Below are 16,850 nucleotides of genomic sequence, written 5' to 3' on the forward strand. Positions count from 1 at the left end.
ATAGTGTATTAAGTGTATTAATTACTTGTCTGTGACTACTTTTCGAGGAAGGCTTGTTCGATGACATAATCACCTTGTTCTCGGGATGTGGCCTTTTTAAAACCTTGTTTATTTAATATTGCCATTGTGTCATCAAGCATGGCTTGATTACCACAAAGCATGAATCTATCCGTACTTGGATCAAGAGCTGGCAAGCCAATTTCTTGTGTTAACGTATTATTCGCTAGCAAGTGAGTAATTCTTTGTTGATGAGCTTGAGAACGAAATTCCTCTCGAGTCACTGTGGGGTAATAAATCAGTTTCTCTTTGACCCAATCACCAAAAAATTCATTGTTTGGTAGTTCATCACAGATGGTGTCTTGATAAGCGAGCTCAGAAATATTACGCACACCATGAACCACTATAATTTTTTCATACTGTTCGTATAGGTCTGGATCTTTAATAATGCTCATAAATGGCGCTAACCCAGTTCCGGTCGCTAGCAGGTATAGGTGCTTTCCTGGCTTAAGCCTGCCAGCTACTAACGTTCCGGTAGGCCTTGTTGATAGAGTAAGTGGTTCACCAACTTGAATGTGTTGCAAACGAGAGGTGAGTGCCCCATCGGGAACTTTTATACTAAAAAATTCGAGTTCATCTTCATAATTGGCACTGGCAATGCTGTAAGCCCGTAGTAATGGTTTGCCATCGACCTCAAGGCCTATCATAACGAACTGTCCGTTTTCAAAGGTAAATGTTGGCTGACGAGTGGTTTTAAAGCTAAACAACGAATCATTCCAGTGATGAACACTCGTGACTGTTTCTGTAATGGTCTGTCTCATTTAATACTCTTGTAACTAGGATGGAAAAAGCTATCCGTACCTATATGATGTTAATATTAATTCCTGAACAGGGTTTGAACCAAGGTAGTTTGTAAATACGTCTAAGTCCTATCTGTTCATATCTTCGTTTTAGCAATGGCCTGAATTTTAGCGACGATAGCCTGCAGGCCGTTGCCACGGGTGGGGGTGATATGGCGCTCAAGGTCCAGCTCTTTAAAATAGCCATTAATGTCAAAATCTAGGATTTGCACCATGGTTTTGTCATTAAAAACGGCTATCACTAAGGCTAGTAAGCCATTAACAATTACCGCGTCACTGTCTGCATGAAACTGTAATTTACCGTCCTGTTCAGTGCTCACTAGCCAGACATTGCTTTGGCAACCTCTGACTATATTCTCATTAGTTTTCAGACTTTCATCAATAGGTGGAATACTTTTGCCCAAATCGATGATGTACTGATAGCGCTGCTCCCAGTCATCAAAAAAGGCCATATCCTCAACAATTTCTTTACTGCTTGGTAGGTTCATCAGGGACTCTCAGGTTATCTAGCTAGAAAAAAATACCGGCTTCGAGCTGAGCTTCTTCGCTCATCATCTCGCGGGACCAGGGGGGATCAAATATCAGCTCTACTGCAACCTTTTTAACATTGGGTACCATACTCACTCGGTACTCTACATCGCCTACCAACACCGGTCCCATTCCACAGGCGGGGGCCGTCAGGGTCATATCGATATGCACGGTTTGTGTATCCTGATTGATGGAAACTTTGTAGATCAGCCCCAGAGATAACAAGTCAATGGGAATTTCAGGATCATAGACAGTAGCCAGGGCTTGTAAAACATGATCCTTATGGATAAGACCATCGTTGAGGATAGGAAAATCCAGTTTTTGTGATTTCCGGCCTATGGCATCGGCATCAGTGCCATCAATACGCAACATATTGCCGCGCCAAGTGACGGTGTAGTTGCCGCCCAGATCCTGGGTGATATTGACAAATTCGCCTTCTGGGATTAGTTGTAAATCGCCATTAGGCACACCCCTTGCTTTGCACTCGCGCTCAGTAACGACCATTTTTTGTAGCATTTATTGAACCTCTTTATGACAAAGTACAGGTTTGTAATGACATTTAGCTGACACTAAAGCTTTCACCACAACCACATTCATTGACGGCATTGGGGTTATTAAACCTGACTACGCCGTTGACGCCTTCTTTTACATAGTCAATTTCAGTGTTTCTGACTAAATCCATCGTTTTGGCGGCGATGGTCAGGGTGAGCTTATCGCTCGCCTCGATTCGCGTATCTCCGTCTTCTGGTTGCTTGGCAACGTCCAGCACATAGGAGTAACCAGTGCAGCCGCTGACTTTACTAGACAGGCGCAATAGATGACCGGGGTGCTCCGCTAACTTGCCTTCAAAATACTTTATCGCCGCTGTTGTCAGGGTGACGGCTTCGCCTTGGTTGTTTTCTGGGGTAAACTTTTCTACATTCATCAAATAATCCTCATGCCAGCATGTTCTGGACTTTTTTAAGAGCAATAAATAATGCGTCCACTTCTTCTAAAGTGTTATATACCGAGAATGAGGCTCTGGCTGTCCCCGGCAAATTCAAGCGGCGCATCAATGGTTGGGCACAATGTTCACCCGTACGGATGGCGATGCCCTGTCGATCCAGAAGAAAGCCTATATCGGCGGGGTGGCAGCCTTTTAATATAAAACTCAACACGCCCATCTTATTGGGAGCATTACCGATAATGGTTAAGCCTTCAAAGGCTTGCGCCTGTTCCAGGGCGCTAGCCATCAGTGCCTGCTCATGAGCTTGTACCGCGCTTAAGTTTAGACTAGTAAACCAGTCTATGGCGGCGGCTAAAGCTATGGCACCGGCAATATTGGGGGTGCCAGCCTCAAGACGGTTAGGTAATCCGCCCCAGGTGGAACTTTCGTAAGTGACGGTGGCAATCATTTCACCGCCGGTCTGCCATACAGGCCAGTCCTGAAGTACCTCTTTTTTACCCCAAAGCACACCGATGCCGGTAGGGCCAAACAGCTTGTGGCCGGAGAATACGTAAAAATCACAGCCGATATCGCTTACATTCACATTGCCGTGGGCAATACTCTGTGCACCGTCAATGAGTACTAATGCGCCTTTTTCTTTACTCAGGGCAGTGAGCTCTTTTACCGGATTAACTGTACCCAAGGCATTAGAGACATGGGGCAGGGCAACCATTTTCGTTTTCTGTGACAACAAGGCCGCAAAGGCTTCGGTATCCAGTGTGCCATCATCATAGATGGGCGCAATTTTCAGTATTGCACCGCTGCGCAAACAGGCCTGCTGCCAGGTGACAAGGTTAGCGTGATGTTCCATTTCAGTTACCAGCACTTCATCACCACTTTGCAGGCGTTGGGCCATGCCATTGGCAACAATATTGATACCTTCGGTGGTGCCACTGGTCCAAATCACTTCCTGGCGATCATGGGCATGCATAAAGTTGGCGACTGTATCTCGGGCTTTTTCATAGCGCCGGGTTGCCTCATCGGAAAGATGATGGGCACCGCGGTGCACATTGGCATTACACTGACTGTAAAAATCGGTTATTGCTTGGATCACCGCCTGAGGTTTTTGGGTGGTGGCGGCATTATCCAAATATACCAAGGGGTGCCCCCCAATTTGCTGATGCAAAATAGGGAACTGGTCTCGGATTTCATCCATATTCAGTGTACTGTTGCTGGTATTCATTTGACTTCCATCTCTACGAAGCGTGAATGCAACTGCGGCTTGAGCCATTGCGCCAGGTGCTGATTAGGCATCTGATCCACTAGTTCCTGAATAAAGCCAAAGTTGAGCATAACCAGCGCTTGGGATCGTGATATACCGCGGGAAAGTAGATAATACAAGGTTTCTTCCTCGGTCTCGGCAACGGTGGCACCGTGAGCACACAGCACGTCGTCGGCATAGATTTCCAATTCAGGCTTAGTATTTATCTGACCACGACGGGACAATAACAGGTTGCGGTTATGCAGCTCTGCTAGCGTCTTCTGGGCATTGCGGTGAATATGAATACGGCCATTGAAAACGGCCTTGGCCTTGTCACCGACAATACCTCGGGCATTTTCTTTTGTGGTGCCATTGGGCACCACATGTTCGATGGTGCTGTGCAAATCGAAGTGTTCTGCTTCGCCTAGTAGGTAAACGGCGTTAAATTTGGCCTTGGCATGTTCACCGTTGTGAATAATATCCACATCCATCCGTGACAATTCACTGCCATAAGCGATCAGTGTGCTGTTAAGCTGTGATTTTTGCTGCAGGCTAAAATGACAGCCGCCGATATGAATGGCCTGATGGGTATGCATGGCCAGCCGGTAATGCTCAAGATAAGCCTGTTCACCGATGTCATATTCGGCAAAACCTGTGCTAAGGCTAGCCTGTTCTCCTTGTCCATGCTCAATTACTGTGGCACTGGCATGGCTCCCTAAGCGCACCAGAACACGATGATGAGACTCTTGTCCATCGCTACTGATATTAATAATCCGAATGGGTTGTTCAATCTTGCTGTTGGCATCAATATCGATAATCAGCCCATCTTCTGCTAAGGCATCGTTGACCAGCCCAAAAAGATGACGCTGAGGTTTAATCTTGGAAAACAGGGCGTTGGCCGTATTTTTTTCCTTAACTGATACATCTTGTAAGCTACTGATGTGCAGCCCTTGTGGTAAAACTAGTAAGCTTATATCACTTTGTAATTTGCCATTTACAAAGACCAAATCCAAGCTGTTCAGACCCTCAATATCTTCAATGATGGCTTCGCCTACAGCGCTACCAGGGCTTAATTCAAGCTGTTCCAGTGGTGCCAGTGAGGTATATTTCCAGCTTTCTACCCGGCGATTTGGCCATTTAGCCTTGCCGAGTGCTTCCAGAGACTGAGCCCGGTGCGGGCTAAGCCAATCATCAATGGCCTGACCACGGTCTATTACCTGCTGTAACCACTGATTCATGCATTCTTCTCCTCGGCGTTATCCTGTCCTAAGAAAGCGTAACCTTCTTTTTCGACATCTGTGGCCAGAGAGGCATCGCCACTTTTGACGACTTTACCATTGGCCAAAATATGTACATAGTCTGGCTTAATGTAATCGAGTAGGCGCTGATAATGGGTAATGATAATAAAGCTGCGTTTGCCGTCACGTTGGCTGTTCACGCCATTAGCCACTACTTGCAGGGCATCAATATCCAAACCAGAGTCGGATTCATCCAGAATACATAGACTGGGTTCAAGCAGAATCATCTGCATAATTTCGTTGCGCTTCTTTTCGCCGCCGGAAAACCCTTCGTTAACACCGCGTTTAAGAAAATCTAGCGATAGCTGCACTTGTTTGCAGGCTTCCTTGGCTTTTTTCAGAAACTCTGTGGCAGTCAATGGCGTTTCACCACGTTGTTCACGTATGGCGTTCACCGATTCTTTCATAAAGGCCATATTGCTGACACCGGGGATCTCTACCGGATACTGAAAAGCGAGAAACAGTCCCTTGTGGGCTCGTTCTTCTATCGCCATGTCGAGCAGGTCTTCGCCGTGAAATTCTACTTGGCCTTCACTCACCTCATAGCCTTCGCGACCGGATAGAATGTAACCTAAGGTGCTTTTACCCGCGCCATTAGGGCCCATAATGGCATGAACTTCACCGGGTTTAATATCTAGGTTGAGACCTTTTAGTATCTCTTTTTGTTCTACACTGGCGTGTAGGTTGTTAATTTTAAGCATGTATTTTTATCCTATTGAGCCTTCAAGACTGATCTCGAGTAATTTGCCCGCCTCTACGGCGAACTCCATTGGCAGTTCTTTGAATACTTCCTTACAGAAGCCATTAACGATCATCGATACGGCCTTTTCAGGATCAAGACCACGTTGCTGGCATAAAAACATCTGATCATCGCTGACCTTGGAGGTGGTAGCCTCATGCTCCACTATGGCAGAGGGGTTGCGACTCTCGATATAAGGAAAGGTATGAGCACCACAGCGATCACCAATGAGCAGTGAATCACACTGGGTAAAATTACGCGCACCTTCCGCCTTAGCACCCATATGGACCAGACCACGGTAAGTATTGTTGCTGTTACCGGCGCTAATACCCTTGGAAATAATAGTAGACCTGGTATTCTTACCCAAATGGATCATTTTGGTGCCTGTATCGGCCTGCTGTCTGCCTCGGGTCAGGGCAACAGAATAGAATTCACCTACACTGTTATCGCCTTTGAGTATACAACTGGGGTATTTCCAGGTAATTGCAGAGCCGGTTTCCACCTGAGTCCAAGAAACCTTGGCGTTGGTGTGACATATAGCGCGTTTGGTGACAAAGTTATAGATACCCCCTTTACCGTTCTCATCACCGGGATACCAGTTTTGTACGGTGGAGTACTTGATTTGAGCATCATCCATAACAACGAGTTCAACTACGGCAGCATGGAGCTGGTTTTCATCCCGTTGAGGCGCAGTGCAGCCTTCCAGGTAACTCACATGGCTGCCCTCTTCAGCGATAATAAGTGTGCGTTCGAACTGGCCGGTATTCTCCTCATTAATACGAAAGTAGGTGGACAGCTCCATAGGGCAACGCACGCCCTTGGGTATAAAGACAAATGAACCATCGGTGAATACTGCACTGTTAAGGGCAGCGAAATAATTATCTGAACGGGGAACCACAGATCCGAGATATTTTTTTACCAGTTCAGGATACTTATGTACAGCCTCGGAAATAGGACAGAAAATAACACCCGCTTCTTCCAACTTTGCACGATAGGTGGTTACCACAGACACCGAATCAAAAACGGCGTCTACAGCAACCCCAGCGAGCATTTCTTGCTCATAAAGTGGAATACCCAGCTTTTCATAGGTGCGCAACAGTTCAGGGTCTACTTCATCCAAGGACTGAGGTTTGTCCGCCATACTCTTTGGTGCCGAGTAATATGAGATAGCCTTAAAATCTATTTTTGGGTAATGCACATGGGCCCATTCAGGCTCTTCCATGTCAAGCCAGTTGTTATAGGCGCGAAGACGCCACTCTAACATCCATTCTGGCTCTTCTTTCATGGCGGAGATGCGGCGTATAACATCTTCGTCCAGGCCAGGTAGAAAGGTTTCAGATTCGATGTCGGAAACAAAACCGGCATCGTATTTGCGGGATAACGCCTGATCGAGTTGTTCACTCATACTTTAGTTTCTCCATAGCTTTGTTGCCCTGATTTAAATAATTAGATACCAGAGTGGCTGTCTAATTTTTTGTAAACCACGAATTTTGACGGCAGCAGCATAATACTTGAGTGATTTACTCAAGTATTAATCATATAGTACCTGACTAAATCACTCAAGTATTATGAGTAAAAAAATAATTGCTTTCAATTTATTTAATAAGTCTAAAGTCATGCTAATAAGCACAATACCGACCTGTTCACTGCTATTTTTGCTCTAAAATATGTCATCTGTGAAAAAGTTAAGTATGCTATGTTGCCAAACAAAATTTTTGAGAGGGCCGATAGCGCAGGAATCAGCAAAGTTTTTTTGCTAGTATTAGCGTGGACCCTCGCTGTAAATTCTAGGGAGGCTGCATTAAACAAACAAAGGTAGAAGAGTTACCATGGCCAGCGAATCAATTTTACTATGACAGAAAAACGCAACGAGCGGAAAGTACCGTCCGGAAGAATTGCTCGCTTAGCTAAGCTGGGTGGTTTAGCCTCAGCTGTTGGTGGCAACATTGTTAAAGGCGCCACAAAACAAATGCTGAGTGGTCAGCGCCCATCATTAACTCAGTCCTTACTGAATATCGACAACGCCATATCGATTACCAAGCGCCTAGCACATATGCGTGGCGCAGCCATGAAACTGGGCCAACTACTCTCGATGGATGCAGGTGAATTACTGCCTGCTGAATGGGAACCTATTCTTTCACGATTGCGCCAAGAAGCTGACCCAATGCCTAAGGCGCAACTACTCAAAACCCTAGAAGCATCTTGGTCAAAAGATTGGTATCAACAATTTAGTTATTTTTCATTTTCCCCCATCGCATCAGCAAGCATTGGTCAGGTTCATAGAGCTACACTAAAAGATGGTCGTCAGCTGGCGATTAAAGTCCAATACCCGGGGGTAAGAGAAAGCATTGACAGCGACATTGATAACGTCATGAGTTTACTAAAACTGAGTGGTGTATTACCAAAACACATCGATTTGACCAGCTTGCTCGCTGAAGCAAAAGCACAACTTAAAAACGAAGCTAATTATTTGCAGGAAGCCAAGTTTCTTAACGCTTATCGTGTAAATCTGTGCAACGACTCTCGCTTTATTGTGCCCTTTGTCGTTGATGAGCTAACTGACCAAAACATACTTGCGATGGAATATATCGAAGGTTCTCCCATCACGAATATTAGTACCATGAGTGCTGACATTGTCGATCTGGTATGTACCCAGTTAATGTACCTAACCTACCAAGAACTGTTCACCCATAAACTCATGCAAAGTGACCCCAACTTTGCCAATTTTTTGTATCAGAGCGATACGAAAAAAATAGTGTTACTCGATTTTGGAGCCTGCCGGCAGATTTCTCAGCATACCTCAGAACATTATCTCGCCATGGCTGATGCTATGCAGCGGCAAGATACTAACGACATGCGTTCAGCCATGTATTCGCTTGGTTTAATTGATAACAACATGAATGCTACGGCCATAGATACTGTGCTAAAGGCGTGTTTTGAAGCGAGTGATTGCTTGCAAACTGATACTGGCTACAACTTAAAAAAACAACAGCTAATTAAGCGAATCCAAGAGGTCAGTATGCCACTGATTACTGATAAAACAGCCGCAGCATCTCCTATATTTGAGGTTGCATTAGTAAATCGCAAAATTACCGGCATAATATTGCTAGCCAATAAGTTAGGCGCAACACTGGATTTTAAAAGCGCACTTGCTCCTTACTTAACGAAAAGTGCAAAGCAACTGAACGATGAAACATGACACAATGTTGGCTGATCAAAGTGGAATCTGATACTTTTAGTATTTTTTAAATTTTTTAAATATTTTATTTTTTTTGAGCTGATTAATACGTCAGCTCAATTATTTTACAATCAGCTTCGATAGCAATATTGATGCTTTTTTGTCGGTGAATGTTGATTTGATAAATAGTAAGTTACTTTAAAATCAATATATATATCAATTATTTAAGTTAAAAATGATGCGTGGTTATTTTTCTGTTTCAAGTTTTACTTTCTAATCCCCACTTCAAATTTATTTTAGAGATCCTTCTAATTTCAACCGAAATTTTACAAATTAGCTGTTACAAATATTTCTTATAACTCTATAACTCTATAACTATATAAGTTTATTTGTTGTTATAGCTAGTTGACTCGATTTAAGTAGGATCTAGTGCATGTTTTGCCTTCGGGCTTAAATTAAGTTGGCATTGCCCAATTCTATTTACTGTATAATGTTAAATTTTATCAGGATATCAATAAACAGTGCAGGGCTCTATTTTCAGTGAACGCAATTATTTAACTTACTTGTGTGGCAGTATATTTTCTACTCAAGGTGTTTGGATCCAGCGTATGACAATGGGCTGGATGATGTGGGATCAAACCCACTCAGAAAGTTGGTTAGGTATGTTGGCCTTTTTAATGTTTTTCCCGTCTATATTAGTAGGTCCATTGTTTGGAGTGATGGTGGACCGCATTAATCGTCGTACAGCAGCCGTTGTCACAAGTATTATACTGGCGTTGCTATCATTATTACTAGCGTTGTTAGTTTGCCAGCAGTTAGTCAATGAGTTAGCACTGTTATTCTTTGCTTTGGCTATTGGCGTCGCTAATAGTGCCTATCAATCGATACGACTGTCTTTAGTCCCTGAGTTAGTTAGCGTTTATAACATGCCCAAAGCAGTGGCTATTAATGCTGTTTTATATAACACCTCGCGTTTTATTGGCCCTATTATTGCCGGGTTGTTGATTAAATATGGAGGTAATACCATGGCATTTGCGGTTGTTTTTGCCTTTTATATACCTTTAATTGTTGTATTATTACTGTTAAAACTTGATGACAGAAAGAAATCTGTTGTGGAAAAAAAGTTCACCTTTTTTATGGATATAAAAGCTGGGGTGAATTATGCGCTGAATTCAGATTTGATCTTACGCTTATTAATATTAATTGCCGTCTCTGCTATTTTAGGGCGTGGCTTATTAGAGATTTTACCCGCTGCGGCAGATGTACTTTACAACCGTGGAGTGGAGGGGCTAGCTTGGTTAAACTCAGCGGCAGGCGTTGGCGCTATTATTGCGGGTTTACTATTATCATCTTTAAGCTCTGCACGCTTGTTACTCGTTACGCGTTTAGGTGTCATTAGCTCAGGCTTATTACTACTCATGTTTAGCTACAGTAATAGCTTTGAGTTAGGTTTACTGATGGTAGGAGGATTAAGCTTTTGTGCGACGGTATGTGGTGTTGGGACACAGTCACTCATTCAGGTATCAGTACCAAGTGCCTTTAGAGGGAGGGTTATGAGTTTATGGGGTTCTATAAACATGGGTGGCGGTGCTCTAGGTGGTTTGTTATTTGGTGTGATTACCGAGTTTATGGGCTACCCTTTTACCTTTATTACTGTGGGTTTATTTAGTGTTTTTTTTGCTTTTGTTGCCTCATATCGTATTGTCCTTCCATCAAAAATCTTGTGATTGAACAGCGCGATAAAAGCTTCGTTGTCTGAATCCAATCAACCTAAACACCTAATCGAGTTTGCAAAAAAGGCCGGAAGCTTAAGCTACCGGCCTTCATTTAAAGCGGTCAATATATGCTCGTGCAGGGCACTTACTTGCCATGATATCTCTACAGGATATCATGGCAATATTACTCATGACGATAATGCTATCATCAGCCAACTAACTCTATGTATTCAGATTTGGATAAGCATGATGATCCCATTTTTATAACTGGGCTAATGCTAGTTTTATGGTAGGGGATAATTGTGAACCATCACTATCGGCATACTTTATTATATTTGCTTTCATTGAACGTGCCCAAAATTTCTTTACGTGATTAGCAACGATCATAGCCGTTTCTTCGTCAGTTTTTTTGTAATTATTATTATTAGCAATTTGGTTGAGCATACTAATTAGATTGTCAATTTGAGAACTACTCATCACTATTTTCCTATTTATTTATCAAGTTTGGTATAAAAAGTATGTCTACCAGGACGAGCAAAGCCAATTAAATTGAGCTTAGCTTGATTTGCCAAGCTTATTGCTAAGCCAGTTGGCGCCGAAACTGCTACTAATGTGGCGATATTAACACTGGTGACTTTTTGTACCATTTCATAACTTGCTCTGCTTGAAATGACAACAAAGCCGCTTTGGGTATTGATTTTACGCAGCGCTAAGCTGCCAATTAACTTATCTAAAGCATTGTGTCGACCGACATCCTCACATAGGAGGATAATCTCGCCTGTATCGTCACACCAGGCTGCTCCATGCACAGCACCTGTTAATGCTTGTAATTTTTGATGCTCACTTAACTGTGACAGTGCATGTTGTATTACTGGCGAAGAGGGCAGCGCTTGTGGCGTTACACTCTTAATTGGCCGAATGGCTGTTTCCAGTGATTCACTACCACATAAACCACAGCCTGTACGGCCAGTAAGGTTACGTCGGTGTGATTTTAAAGACATCATACGTTCAGAGCTAATCTCAAGACGTACTTCTATGCCTTTTTCACTGGCCACCAGATCAATATCATACATTTCAGCCGCATGATTAATGATGCCTTCAGACAAACTAAAGCCTAAGGAAAACTCATGTAAATTGGCTGGTGAGGCCATCATAACCGCGTGAGAAATGCCATTATAAACCATGGCAATAGGCACTTCCTCTGCGATACAGTCAAGTTTTCTTTGCTCACTACCTTGCTGCCAATAGTCAACAGGTAGTGTTAAATGGCTTGGTTGCAATTTTGCTTCGTCTTCCAGCGTCAAACTTAACTTCCTATAGTGGCTTTTTGTTTTTTAGGTGAACGTTTAAAGTGCTCTTTTTGTTGTGCACTGAATTTTTTATAACGCGTCTGCCAAGCTGATGGTGAGGTGACTTTTTCCACCTGTACCGCAGTGACTTTATATTCAGGACAATTAGTTGCCCAATCCGAACTGTTGGTGGTAATAACGTTGGCGCCACTGATTGGGTGATGGAAGGTAGTGAATACCACGCCACTTTGCATACGTTCACTGACTTTTGCTTTCAGTACAGTATCACCCGCACGGCTGCTAATGCCTAACCAGTCACCATCGTTAATACCTCTTTCTTCGGCATCGTTAGGATGTATTTCAAGTAAATCTTCTTGGTGCCAAGTATTGTTCGCGGTGCGTCGTGTTTGCGCCCCGACATTATATTGACTGAGTATTCGCCCAGTGGTTAATAATAACGGAAAGCGTTTGTTAGCGCGATCTTCACTAGCAAGATAGGGTGTAATCGCAAAACGACCTTTACCAATTGGAAAACTTTCCACGTGCATGATGGGTGAACCATCAGGAAACTCTTCGTTACAGGGCCACTGAATACTACCCTGTTCGTCCAATTTTTTATAACTTACCATACTGAAAGTAGGCACTAATGAGGCTATCTCATCCATTATTTCAGAAGGATGTTGATAATTCATCGGGTAACCTAAAGCATTAGACAGCTTTTGGGTAACTTCCCAGTCTGCGAATTCAGCTAATGGCTTCATCACTTTACGCACCCGGTTTATGCGTCTTTCTGCATTGGTAAAGGTACCATCTTTTTCTAGAAATGAAGAGCCAGGTAAAAATACGTGTGCATATAGCGCTGTTTCATTTAGAAAAATGTCTTGAACAATCAAACACTCTAATGATGACAATGCCGCCTGTACATGTTGGGTATTAGGATCTGACTGTAAAATGTCCTCTCCTTGCACATACATGGCTTTGAACGTACCTTCAATGGCGGCATCAAACATGTTTGGAATACGAAAACCCGGTTCGTTATCTAAGGTTACGCCCCAACTTTTTTCAAATTTAGCGCGCAATACATCATCACTGACATGTTGATAACCTGGTAGTTCTTGTGGGAATGAACCCATGTCACAAGAGCCTTGAACATTATTCTGTCCACGCAATGGGTTAATACCTACGCCTTCACGGCCTATATTACCTGTGGCTAATGCTAAGTTTGCTATACCCATCACCATGGTTGAACCTTGGCTATGCTCGGTAACGCCTAAGCCATAATAAATAGCGCCATTTTTTGCCTTGGCAAAAGCACGAGCGGCAATGCGAACTTGTTCGGCATTAACGGTGGTAATACTTTCCATTGCTTCGGGTGAGTTGATCTCATCAAGAATAAATTCACGCCAAGCGTTATATTCATCAGTACGTTGCTCAATGAAATTTTTGTCCTCTAAGCCTTCACTCATAACGACGTGTGCTATGGCATTGATCATAGCAACGTTAGTACCAGGTTTTAGTGGCAGGTGATGGTTAGCACTTATGTGAGCGGTATTAAGTAAATCAATGGTTCTGGGATCAACGACAATTAACTCTGCGCCTTGGCGTAAGCGTTTACGCAACTGCGAGGCAAATACCGGGTGAGCGTCAGTAGGATTTGCACCAATAACCATAACAACATCAGACTTCATCACTGAGTCGAAAGTTTGTGTACCCGCAGATTCACCAATAGTTGCTTTGAGTCCATAACCTGTAGGTGAATGACAAACACGAGCGCAGGTGTCGGTATTATTATTACCAAAAGCAGCGCGGATCAATTTTTGTACTAAATAGGTTTCTTCATTGGTACAGCGAGATGAAGTAATACCGCCAACACTTTCACGACCATATTTAGCCTGAATGTTTTTAATTTTATTGGCGGCAAATCCTAAGGCTTCATCCCAACTGACGACTCGCCATTCTTCATCAATACTATCGCGGACCATAGGTTCAGTGACGCGATCTTTATGAGTTGCATAACCAAAGGCAAAACGACCTTTTACACAAGAATGACCTTGGTTGGCTTTACCGCCCTTGTAGGGCACCATGCGTATGACTTCTTCACCTTTCATTTCAGCTTTAAAAGAACAACCGACACCACAATAGGCACAAGTTGTGATAATACTGTGTTCTGGTTGTCCTTTGTCAATCACTGATTTTTCCATCAGTGTTGCCGTTGGGCAAGCCTGTACACAGGCGCCACAAGAGACACAATCAGAGGATGAAAAATCGTTTTCACTAGTACCAGCGCTGACCTTTGAGGCAAAACCGCGACCTTCAATGGTTAAGGCAAAAGTACCTTGAACTTCTTCACAGGCTCTAACACAACGAGAGCAGGTGATACATTTACTGGGTTCGAAGGTAAAATAAGGATTGGAGTCATCAATCTTGGCGTCAAGATGATTATCGCCATCAAAACCATAACGCACTTCACGTAAGCCAACGGCTCCAGCCATATCTTGTAATTCACAGTCACCATTACTTGAACAGGTTAAGCAGTCAAGTGGGTGATCAGATATATAGAGTTCCATGATATTGCGTCGTAATTTTGCAATGTCATTATTCTCAGTAGACACCACCATACCTTCTTTAACCGATGTCGTACATGAGGTTGGATAGCCTCTCATACCTTCAATTTGTACCGCACATAAACGACATGAACCAAAGGCTTCGATGTTATCAGTTGCACAAAGTTTAGGAATATTAATATCAGCGATTGCAGCAGCGCGCATCACAGAAGTACCTGCAGCAACTGTTATTTTTACCCCGTCAATCTCAAGACACACTGTTTGTGTTGAGGTGCTGGCAGGAGTGCCATAATCTTTATTAAAATCAATTGGTTTATTCGATGTCGTATTAGTGGCTGGATCAAAATAATTAATCATGATTACTCTCCTGTGTGGTTAAAAAAAAGTCTTGAGGAAAATCAGTAAAAGCACTGCGCACGGGTATAGGTGTCATGCTGCCCATTGCGCACAAAGAACCGTCAATCATGGTGTCGCAAAGGTCATTAAGTAAAATCATATTCTCAGCGCGGCGCTCATCATTTTTTATACGATCAATCACTTCTACACCACGCGTTGAGCCAATTCTACAAGGCGTACATTTACCGCAAGATTCAACCACACAAAATTCCATTGAAAAACGGGCTTGTTCTAGCATATCAACACTGTCATCAAACACGACAATGCCGCCATGACCTAACACGGCAGAGGCTTTAGAAAATGCTTCATAATCAAGTGGAATATCTAGTTTATGGCTAGGTAAATAAGCGCCTAATGGGCCACCAACTTGAATGGCTTTTATTGGACGGTTGCTGGCGGTGCCACCAGAAAAGTTATCAATAAGATCTTTTAAGCTTGAGCCAAAAGGTAGTTCAATTAATCCACCTTGTTTAACATTACCCGCGAGTTGAAAAGGTAAGGTGCCTCGTGAACGATTTGTGCCATATTGTTGGTAGGCCTGACTGCCTTCACTCATGATAAACGGAATAGCCGCCAACGACAGTACATTGTTAACAATGGTGGGTTTAGCAAATAATCCTTCTAAAGCTGGAAGTGGTGGCTTAAAGCGCACCATGCCTCTTTTACCTTCTAGTGATTCTAAAAGGGCCGTTTCTTCACCACAAATATAAGCTTCTGCGCCTAATCTCACTTCTAAATTAAAGGTTTTACCACTACCACAAATGTTATTACCTAAATAACCGGCGGCACTAGCAATCTCAATAGCTTGTTGTAATATTTCATCGGCAATAGGGTATTCTGAACGTAAATAAATATAACCTTGGTCTGCACCAACCGCTAGTCCAGCAATAATCATGCCCTCAATCAGCATAAAGGGATCACATTCCATGACTAATTTATCCGCAAAGGTGCCAGAATCGCCTTCGTCAGCATTACAGACAATATATTTTTTATCCGCCGTGGCATCTCTTACCGTTTGCCACTTTATGCCGGTAGGAAAAGCGGCGCCACCTCGACCACGAAGACCAGAGTCTACAACAGCGGTGACAATTTCCTGAGTCGATAATGCGAGTGACTTTTGCAGGCCTTTAAAGCCATCTAAGGCAAGGTACTCATCAAGAGAAACCGGGTCAGTAATACCTGCACGGGCAAAGGTAAGGCGAGTTTGTTTTTTTAGATAGGCAATGTTTTCAGTTAGGCCTAGCGCTAGTGCATGAGATTGTGGCTTTTCATGGAGGATATTCTGGCTGATATCTTCCATAATGCTTGCAACATCAGCGGATGTTACCGGGCCATATGCCATACGACCCTGTGTTGTTTCTACTTCAACCATAGGCTCTAACCAAAATAAACCACGTGAGCCATTTCTGATTATTTTTAGGTCAATATCATGATTGGATAAATAGTGCGTAAATGCTTGAGCAACTTCATGTGCCCCTAAAGAAATAGCAGTACTTTCTCTTGGAATAAAAATTTTTGTTGTCATGGTCTATCTCACTTTAATTCGCGGTCTAAATTAGAAAGGATCTCTTCAAATCTCTGATTAGAAATACGACCATAAAGATCATCATTAATTCTAATGTTAGGGCCAGTTGCACAGTTACCGAGACAATAAACACTATCCAAACTGAATTTTTTATCATTCGTCATTTGATGATAATCAATAGCTAAAAAATCTTTAGCGTGTACTTCAAGTTGTCGACTGCCTCGAGATTGACATGCTTCTGCACGGCAAATTTGAATTTGATATTTACCAGGAGGAGATGTGCGAAATTGATGATAAAAACTAATCACACCGTGAATTTCTGCTGGTGTTTGTTTTAATTTTGTCGCTATTCGCTCAATCGCTTGAGGAGTTATATAGCCGACGTCTTTTTGAATGGCATGTAATATTGGTAACAGAGAGCCTTCTTTATTTTTCAAAGAATCAATGATGTTTTCCACATTTGATAAGGGGGAAGAAAATTCTATTTTCATACTAACTCCGAAGGCCTGTTATAAAATATACATATGAAGTGAATTGCATATTTGTTATTGTCTTATAGTTCTTATTATATTCTG

The 16,850-nt window shown here is 42.9% G+C and carries 15 protein-coding genes; 2 read left to right on the forward strand and 13 right to left on the reverse strand.

What is annotated here, in order from left to right; translation table 11 throughout:
• Positions 1-35: 35 nt before the first annotated feature.
• From H4J46_RS10100 to sufB, 8 genes are all read right to left on the reverse strand, one after another.
• Positions 36-818, reverse strand: coding sequence for a ferredoxin--NADP reductase (locus tag H4J46_RS10100; RefSeq protein ID WP_182233381.1), 783 nt, complete (start codon positions 816-818; stop codon positions 36-38).
• Positions 819-934: 116 nt separating this feature from the next.
• A complete protein-coding gene (locus H4J46_RS10105; RefSeq protein WP_182233382.1) occupies positions 935-1,345 on the reverse strand; it encodes a SufE family protein in 411 nt (136 codons plus the stop codon).
• A 22-nt stretch (positions 1,346-1,367) separates the two neighbouring features.
• Entirely contained in the window at positions 1,368-1,901 is a 534-nt protein-coding gene (gene sufT / locus H4J46_RS10110; RefSeq protein WP_182233383.1) for a putative Fe-S cluster assembly protein SufT, read from the reverse strand.
• A gap of 43 nt (positions 1,902-1,944) precedes the next feature.
• Positions 1,945-2,310: an iron-sulfur cluster assembly accessory protein gene (locus H4J46_RS10115; RefSeq protein WP_182233384.1), complete on the reverse strand. Its 366-nt coding sequence runs from the start codon at positions 2,308-2,310 to the stop codon at positions 1,945-1,947.
• A 10-nt stretch (positions 2,311-2,320) separates the two neighbouring features.
• Positions 2,321-3,553 (reverse strand): aminotransferase class V-fold PLP-dependent enzyme, encoded by a 1,233-nt coding sequence (locus tag H4J46_RS10120; protein ID WP_259365786.1) that lies wholly within the window; start codon positions 3,551-3,553, stop codon positions 2,321-2,323.
• A complete protein-coding gene (sufD, locus tag H4J46_RS10125) occupies positions 3,550-4,809 on the reverse strand; it encodes a Fe-S cluster assembly protein SufD (RefSeq protein WP_182233386.1) in 1,260 nt (419 codons plus the stop codon). Before sufD ends, H4J46_RS10120 begins: the two co-directional genes overlap by 4 nt.
• Positions 4,806-5,570: a Fe-S cluster assembly ATPase SufC gene (gene sufC / locus H4J46_RS10130; RefSeq protein WP_182233387.1), complete on the reverse strand. Its 765-nt coding sequence runs from the start codon at positions 5,568-5,570 to the stop codon at positions 4,806-4,808. The genes sufD and sufC overlap by 4 nt, the downstream gene beginning before the upstream one ends.
• 6 nt (positions 5,571-5,576) lie before the next feature.
• Positions 5,577-7,013: a Fe-S cluster assembly protein SufB gene (sufB, locus tag H4J46_RS10135; protein ID WP_182233388.1), complete on the reverse strand. Its 1,437-nt coding sequence runs from the start codon at positions 7,011-7,013 to the stop codon at positions 5,577-5,579.
• A gap of 447 nt (positions 7,014-7,460) precedes the next feature.
• Here sufB and H4J46_RS10140 point away from each other — a divergent pair, with 447 nt between their 5' ends.
• Both H4J46_RS10140 and H4J46_RS10145 read left to right on the forward strand, forming a co-directional pair.
• Positions 7,461-8,807, forward strand: a complete 1,347-nt coding sequence (locus H4J46_RS10140) for an AarF/ABC1/UbiB kinase family protein (RefSeq protein ID WP_182233389.1) — start codon at positions 7,461-7,463, stop codon at positions 8,805-8,807.
• 500 nt (positions 8,808-9,307) lie between these two features.
• Entirely contained in the window at positions 9,308-10,513 is a 1,206-nt protein-coding gene (locus tag H4J46_RS10145; RefSeq protein ID WP_182233390.1) for an MFS transporter, read from the forward strand.
• A 249-nt stretch (positions 10,514-10,762) separates the two neighbouring features.
• Here the strand turns inward: H4J46_RS10145 and H4J46_RS10150 are convergent, their stop codons facing one another.
• From H4J46_RS10150 to H4J46_RS10170, 5 genes are read right to left on the reverse strand one after another with little or no spacing between them, the layout of a single operon-like run.
• Positions 10,763-10,978, reverse strand: coding sequence for a formate dehydrogenase subunit delta (locus H4J46_RS10150; RefSeq protein WP_182233391.1), 216 nt, complete (start codon positions 10,976-10,978; stop codon positions 10,763-10,765).
• 14 nt (positions 10,979-10,992) lie between these two features.
• A complete protein-coding gene (gene fdhD, locus H4J46_RS10155) occupies positions 10,993-11,805 on the reverse strand; it encodes a formate dehydrogenase accessory sulfurtransferase FdhD (protein WP_182233392.1) in 813 nt (270 codons plus the stop codon).
• 2 nt (positions 11,806-11,807) lie between these two features.
• Complete coding sequence (gene fdhF / locus H4J46_RS10160; protein ID WP_182233393.1) at positions 11,808-14,711, reverse strand: formate dehydrogenase subunit alpha; 2,904 nt, start codon at positions 14,709-14,711, stop codon at positions 11,808-11,810.
• Positions 14,704-16,275: an NADH-quinone oxidoreductase subunit NuoF gene (locus H4J46_RS10165; RefSeq protein ID WP_182233394.1), complete on the reverse strand. Its 1,572-nt coding sequence runs from the start codon at positions 16,273-16,275 to the stop codon at positions 14,704-14,706. The genes fdhF and H4J46_RS10165 overlap by 8 nt, the downstream gene beginning before the upstream one ends.
• Before the next feature lie 8 nt (positions 16,276-16,283).
• Positions 16,284-16,766: an NAD(P)H-dependent oxidoreductase subunit E gene (locus tag H4J46_RS10170; protein ID WP_182233395.1), complete on the reverse strand. Its 483-nt coding sequence runs from the start codon at positions 16,764-16,766 to the stop codon at positions 16,284-16,286.
• Positions 16,767-16,850 lie beyond the last annotated feature (84 nt).

The organism is Colwellia sp. MB02u-6, from assembly GCF_014077095.1.
Taxonomy (GTDB): domain Bacteria; phylum Pseudomonadota; class Gammaproteobacteria; order Enterobacterales; family Alteromonadaceae; genus Cognaticolwellia.

Bases quoted from the DNA above. Each gene is read 5' to 3' on its own strand.
- H4J46_RS10140 (WP_182233389.1), top strand. From the start codon at position 7,461: ATGACAGAAAAACGCAACGAGCGGAAAGTACCGTCCGGAAGAATTGCT.
- H4J46_RS10105 (WP_182233382.1), bottom strand. From the start codon at position 1,345: ATGAACCTACCAAGCAGTAAAGAAATTGTTGAGGATATGGCCTTTTTT.
- sufT (WP_182233383.1), bottom strand. From the start codon at position 1,901: ATGCTACAAAAAATGGTCGTTACTGAGCGCGAGTGCAAAGCAAGGGGT.
- sufB (WP_182233388.1), bottom strand. From the start codon at position 7,013: ATGAGTGAACAACTCGATCAGGCGTTATCCCGCAAATACGATGCCGGT.
- H4J46_RS10170 (WP_182233395.1), bottom strand. From the start codon at position 16,766: ATGAAAATAGAATTTTCTTCCCCCTTATCAAATGTGGAAAACATCATT.
- H4J46_RS10120 (WP_259365786.1), bottom strand. From the start codon at position 3,553: ATGAATACCAGCAACAGTACACTGAATATGGATGAAATCCGAGACCAG.
- sufD (WP_182233386.1), bottom strand. From the start codon at position 4,809: ATGAATCAGTGGTTACAGCAGGTAATAGACCGTGGTCAGGCCATTGAT.
- fdhF (WP_182233393.1), bottom strand. From the start codon at position 14,711: ATGATTAATTATTTTGATCCAGCCACTAATACGACATCGAATAAACCA.
- H4J46_RS10165 (WP_182233394.1), bottom strand. From the start codon at position 16,275: ATGACAACAAAAATTTTTATTCCAAGAGAAAGTACTGCTATTTCTTTA.
- H4J46_RS10150 (WP_182233391.1), bottom strand. From the start codon at position 10,978: ATGAGTAGTTCTCAAATTGACAATCTAATTAGTATGCTCAACCAAATT.
- H4J46_RS10100 (WP_182233381.1), bottom strand. From the start codon at position 818: ATGAGACAGACCATTACAGAAACAGTCACGAGTGTTCATCACTGGAAT.
- sufC (WP_182233387.1), bottom strand. From the start codon at position 5,570: ATGCTTAAAATTAACAACCTACACGCCAGTGTAGAACAAAAAGAGATA.
- H4J46_RS10115 (WP_182233384.1), bottom strand. From the start codon at position 2,310: ATGAATGTAGAAAAGTTTACCCCAGAAAACAACCAAGGCGAAGCCGTC.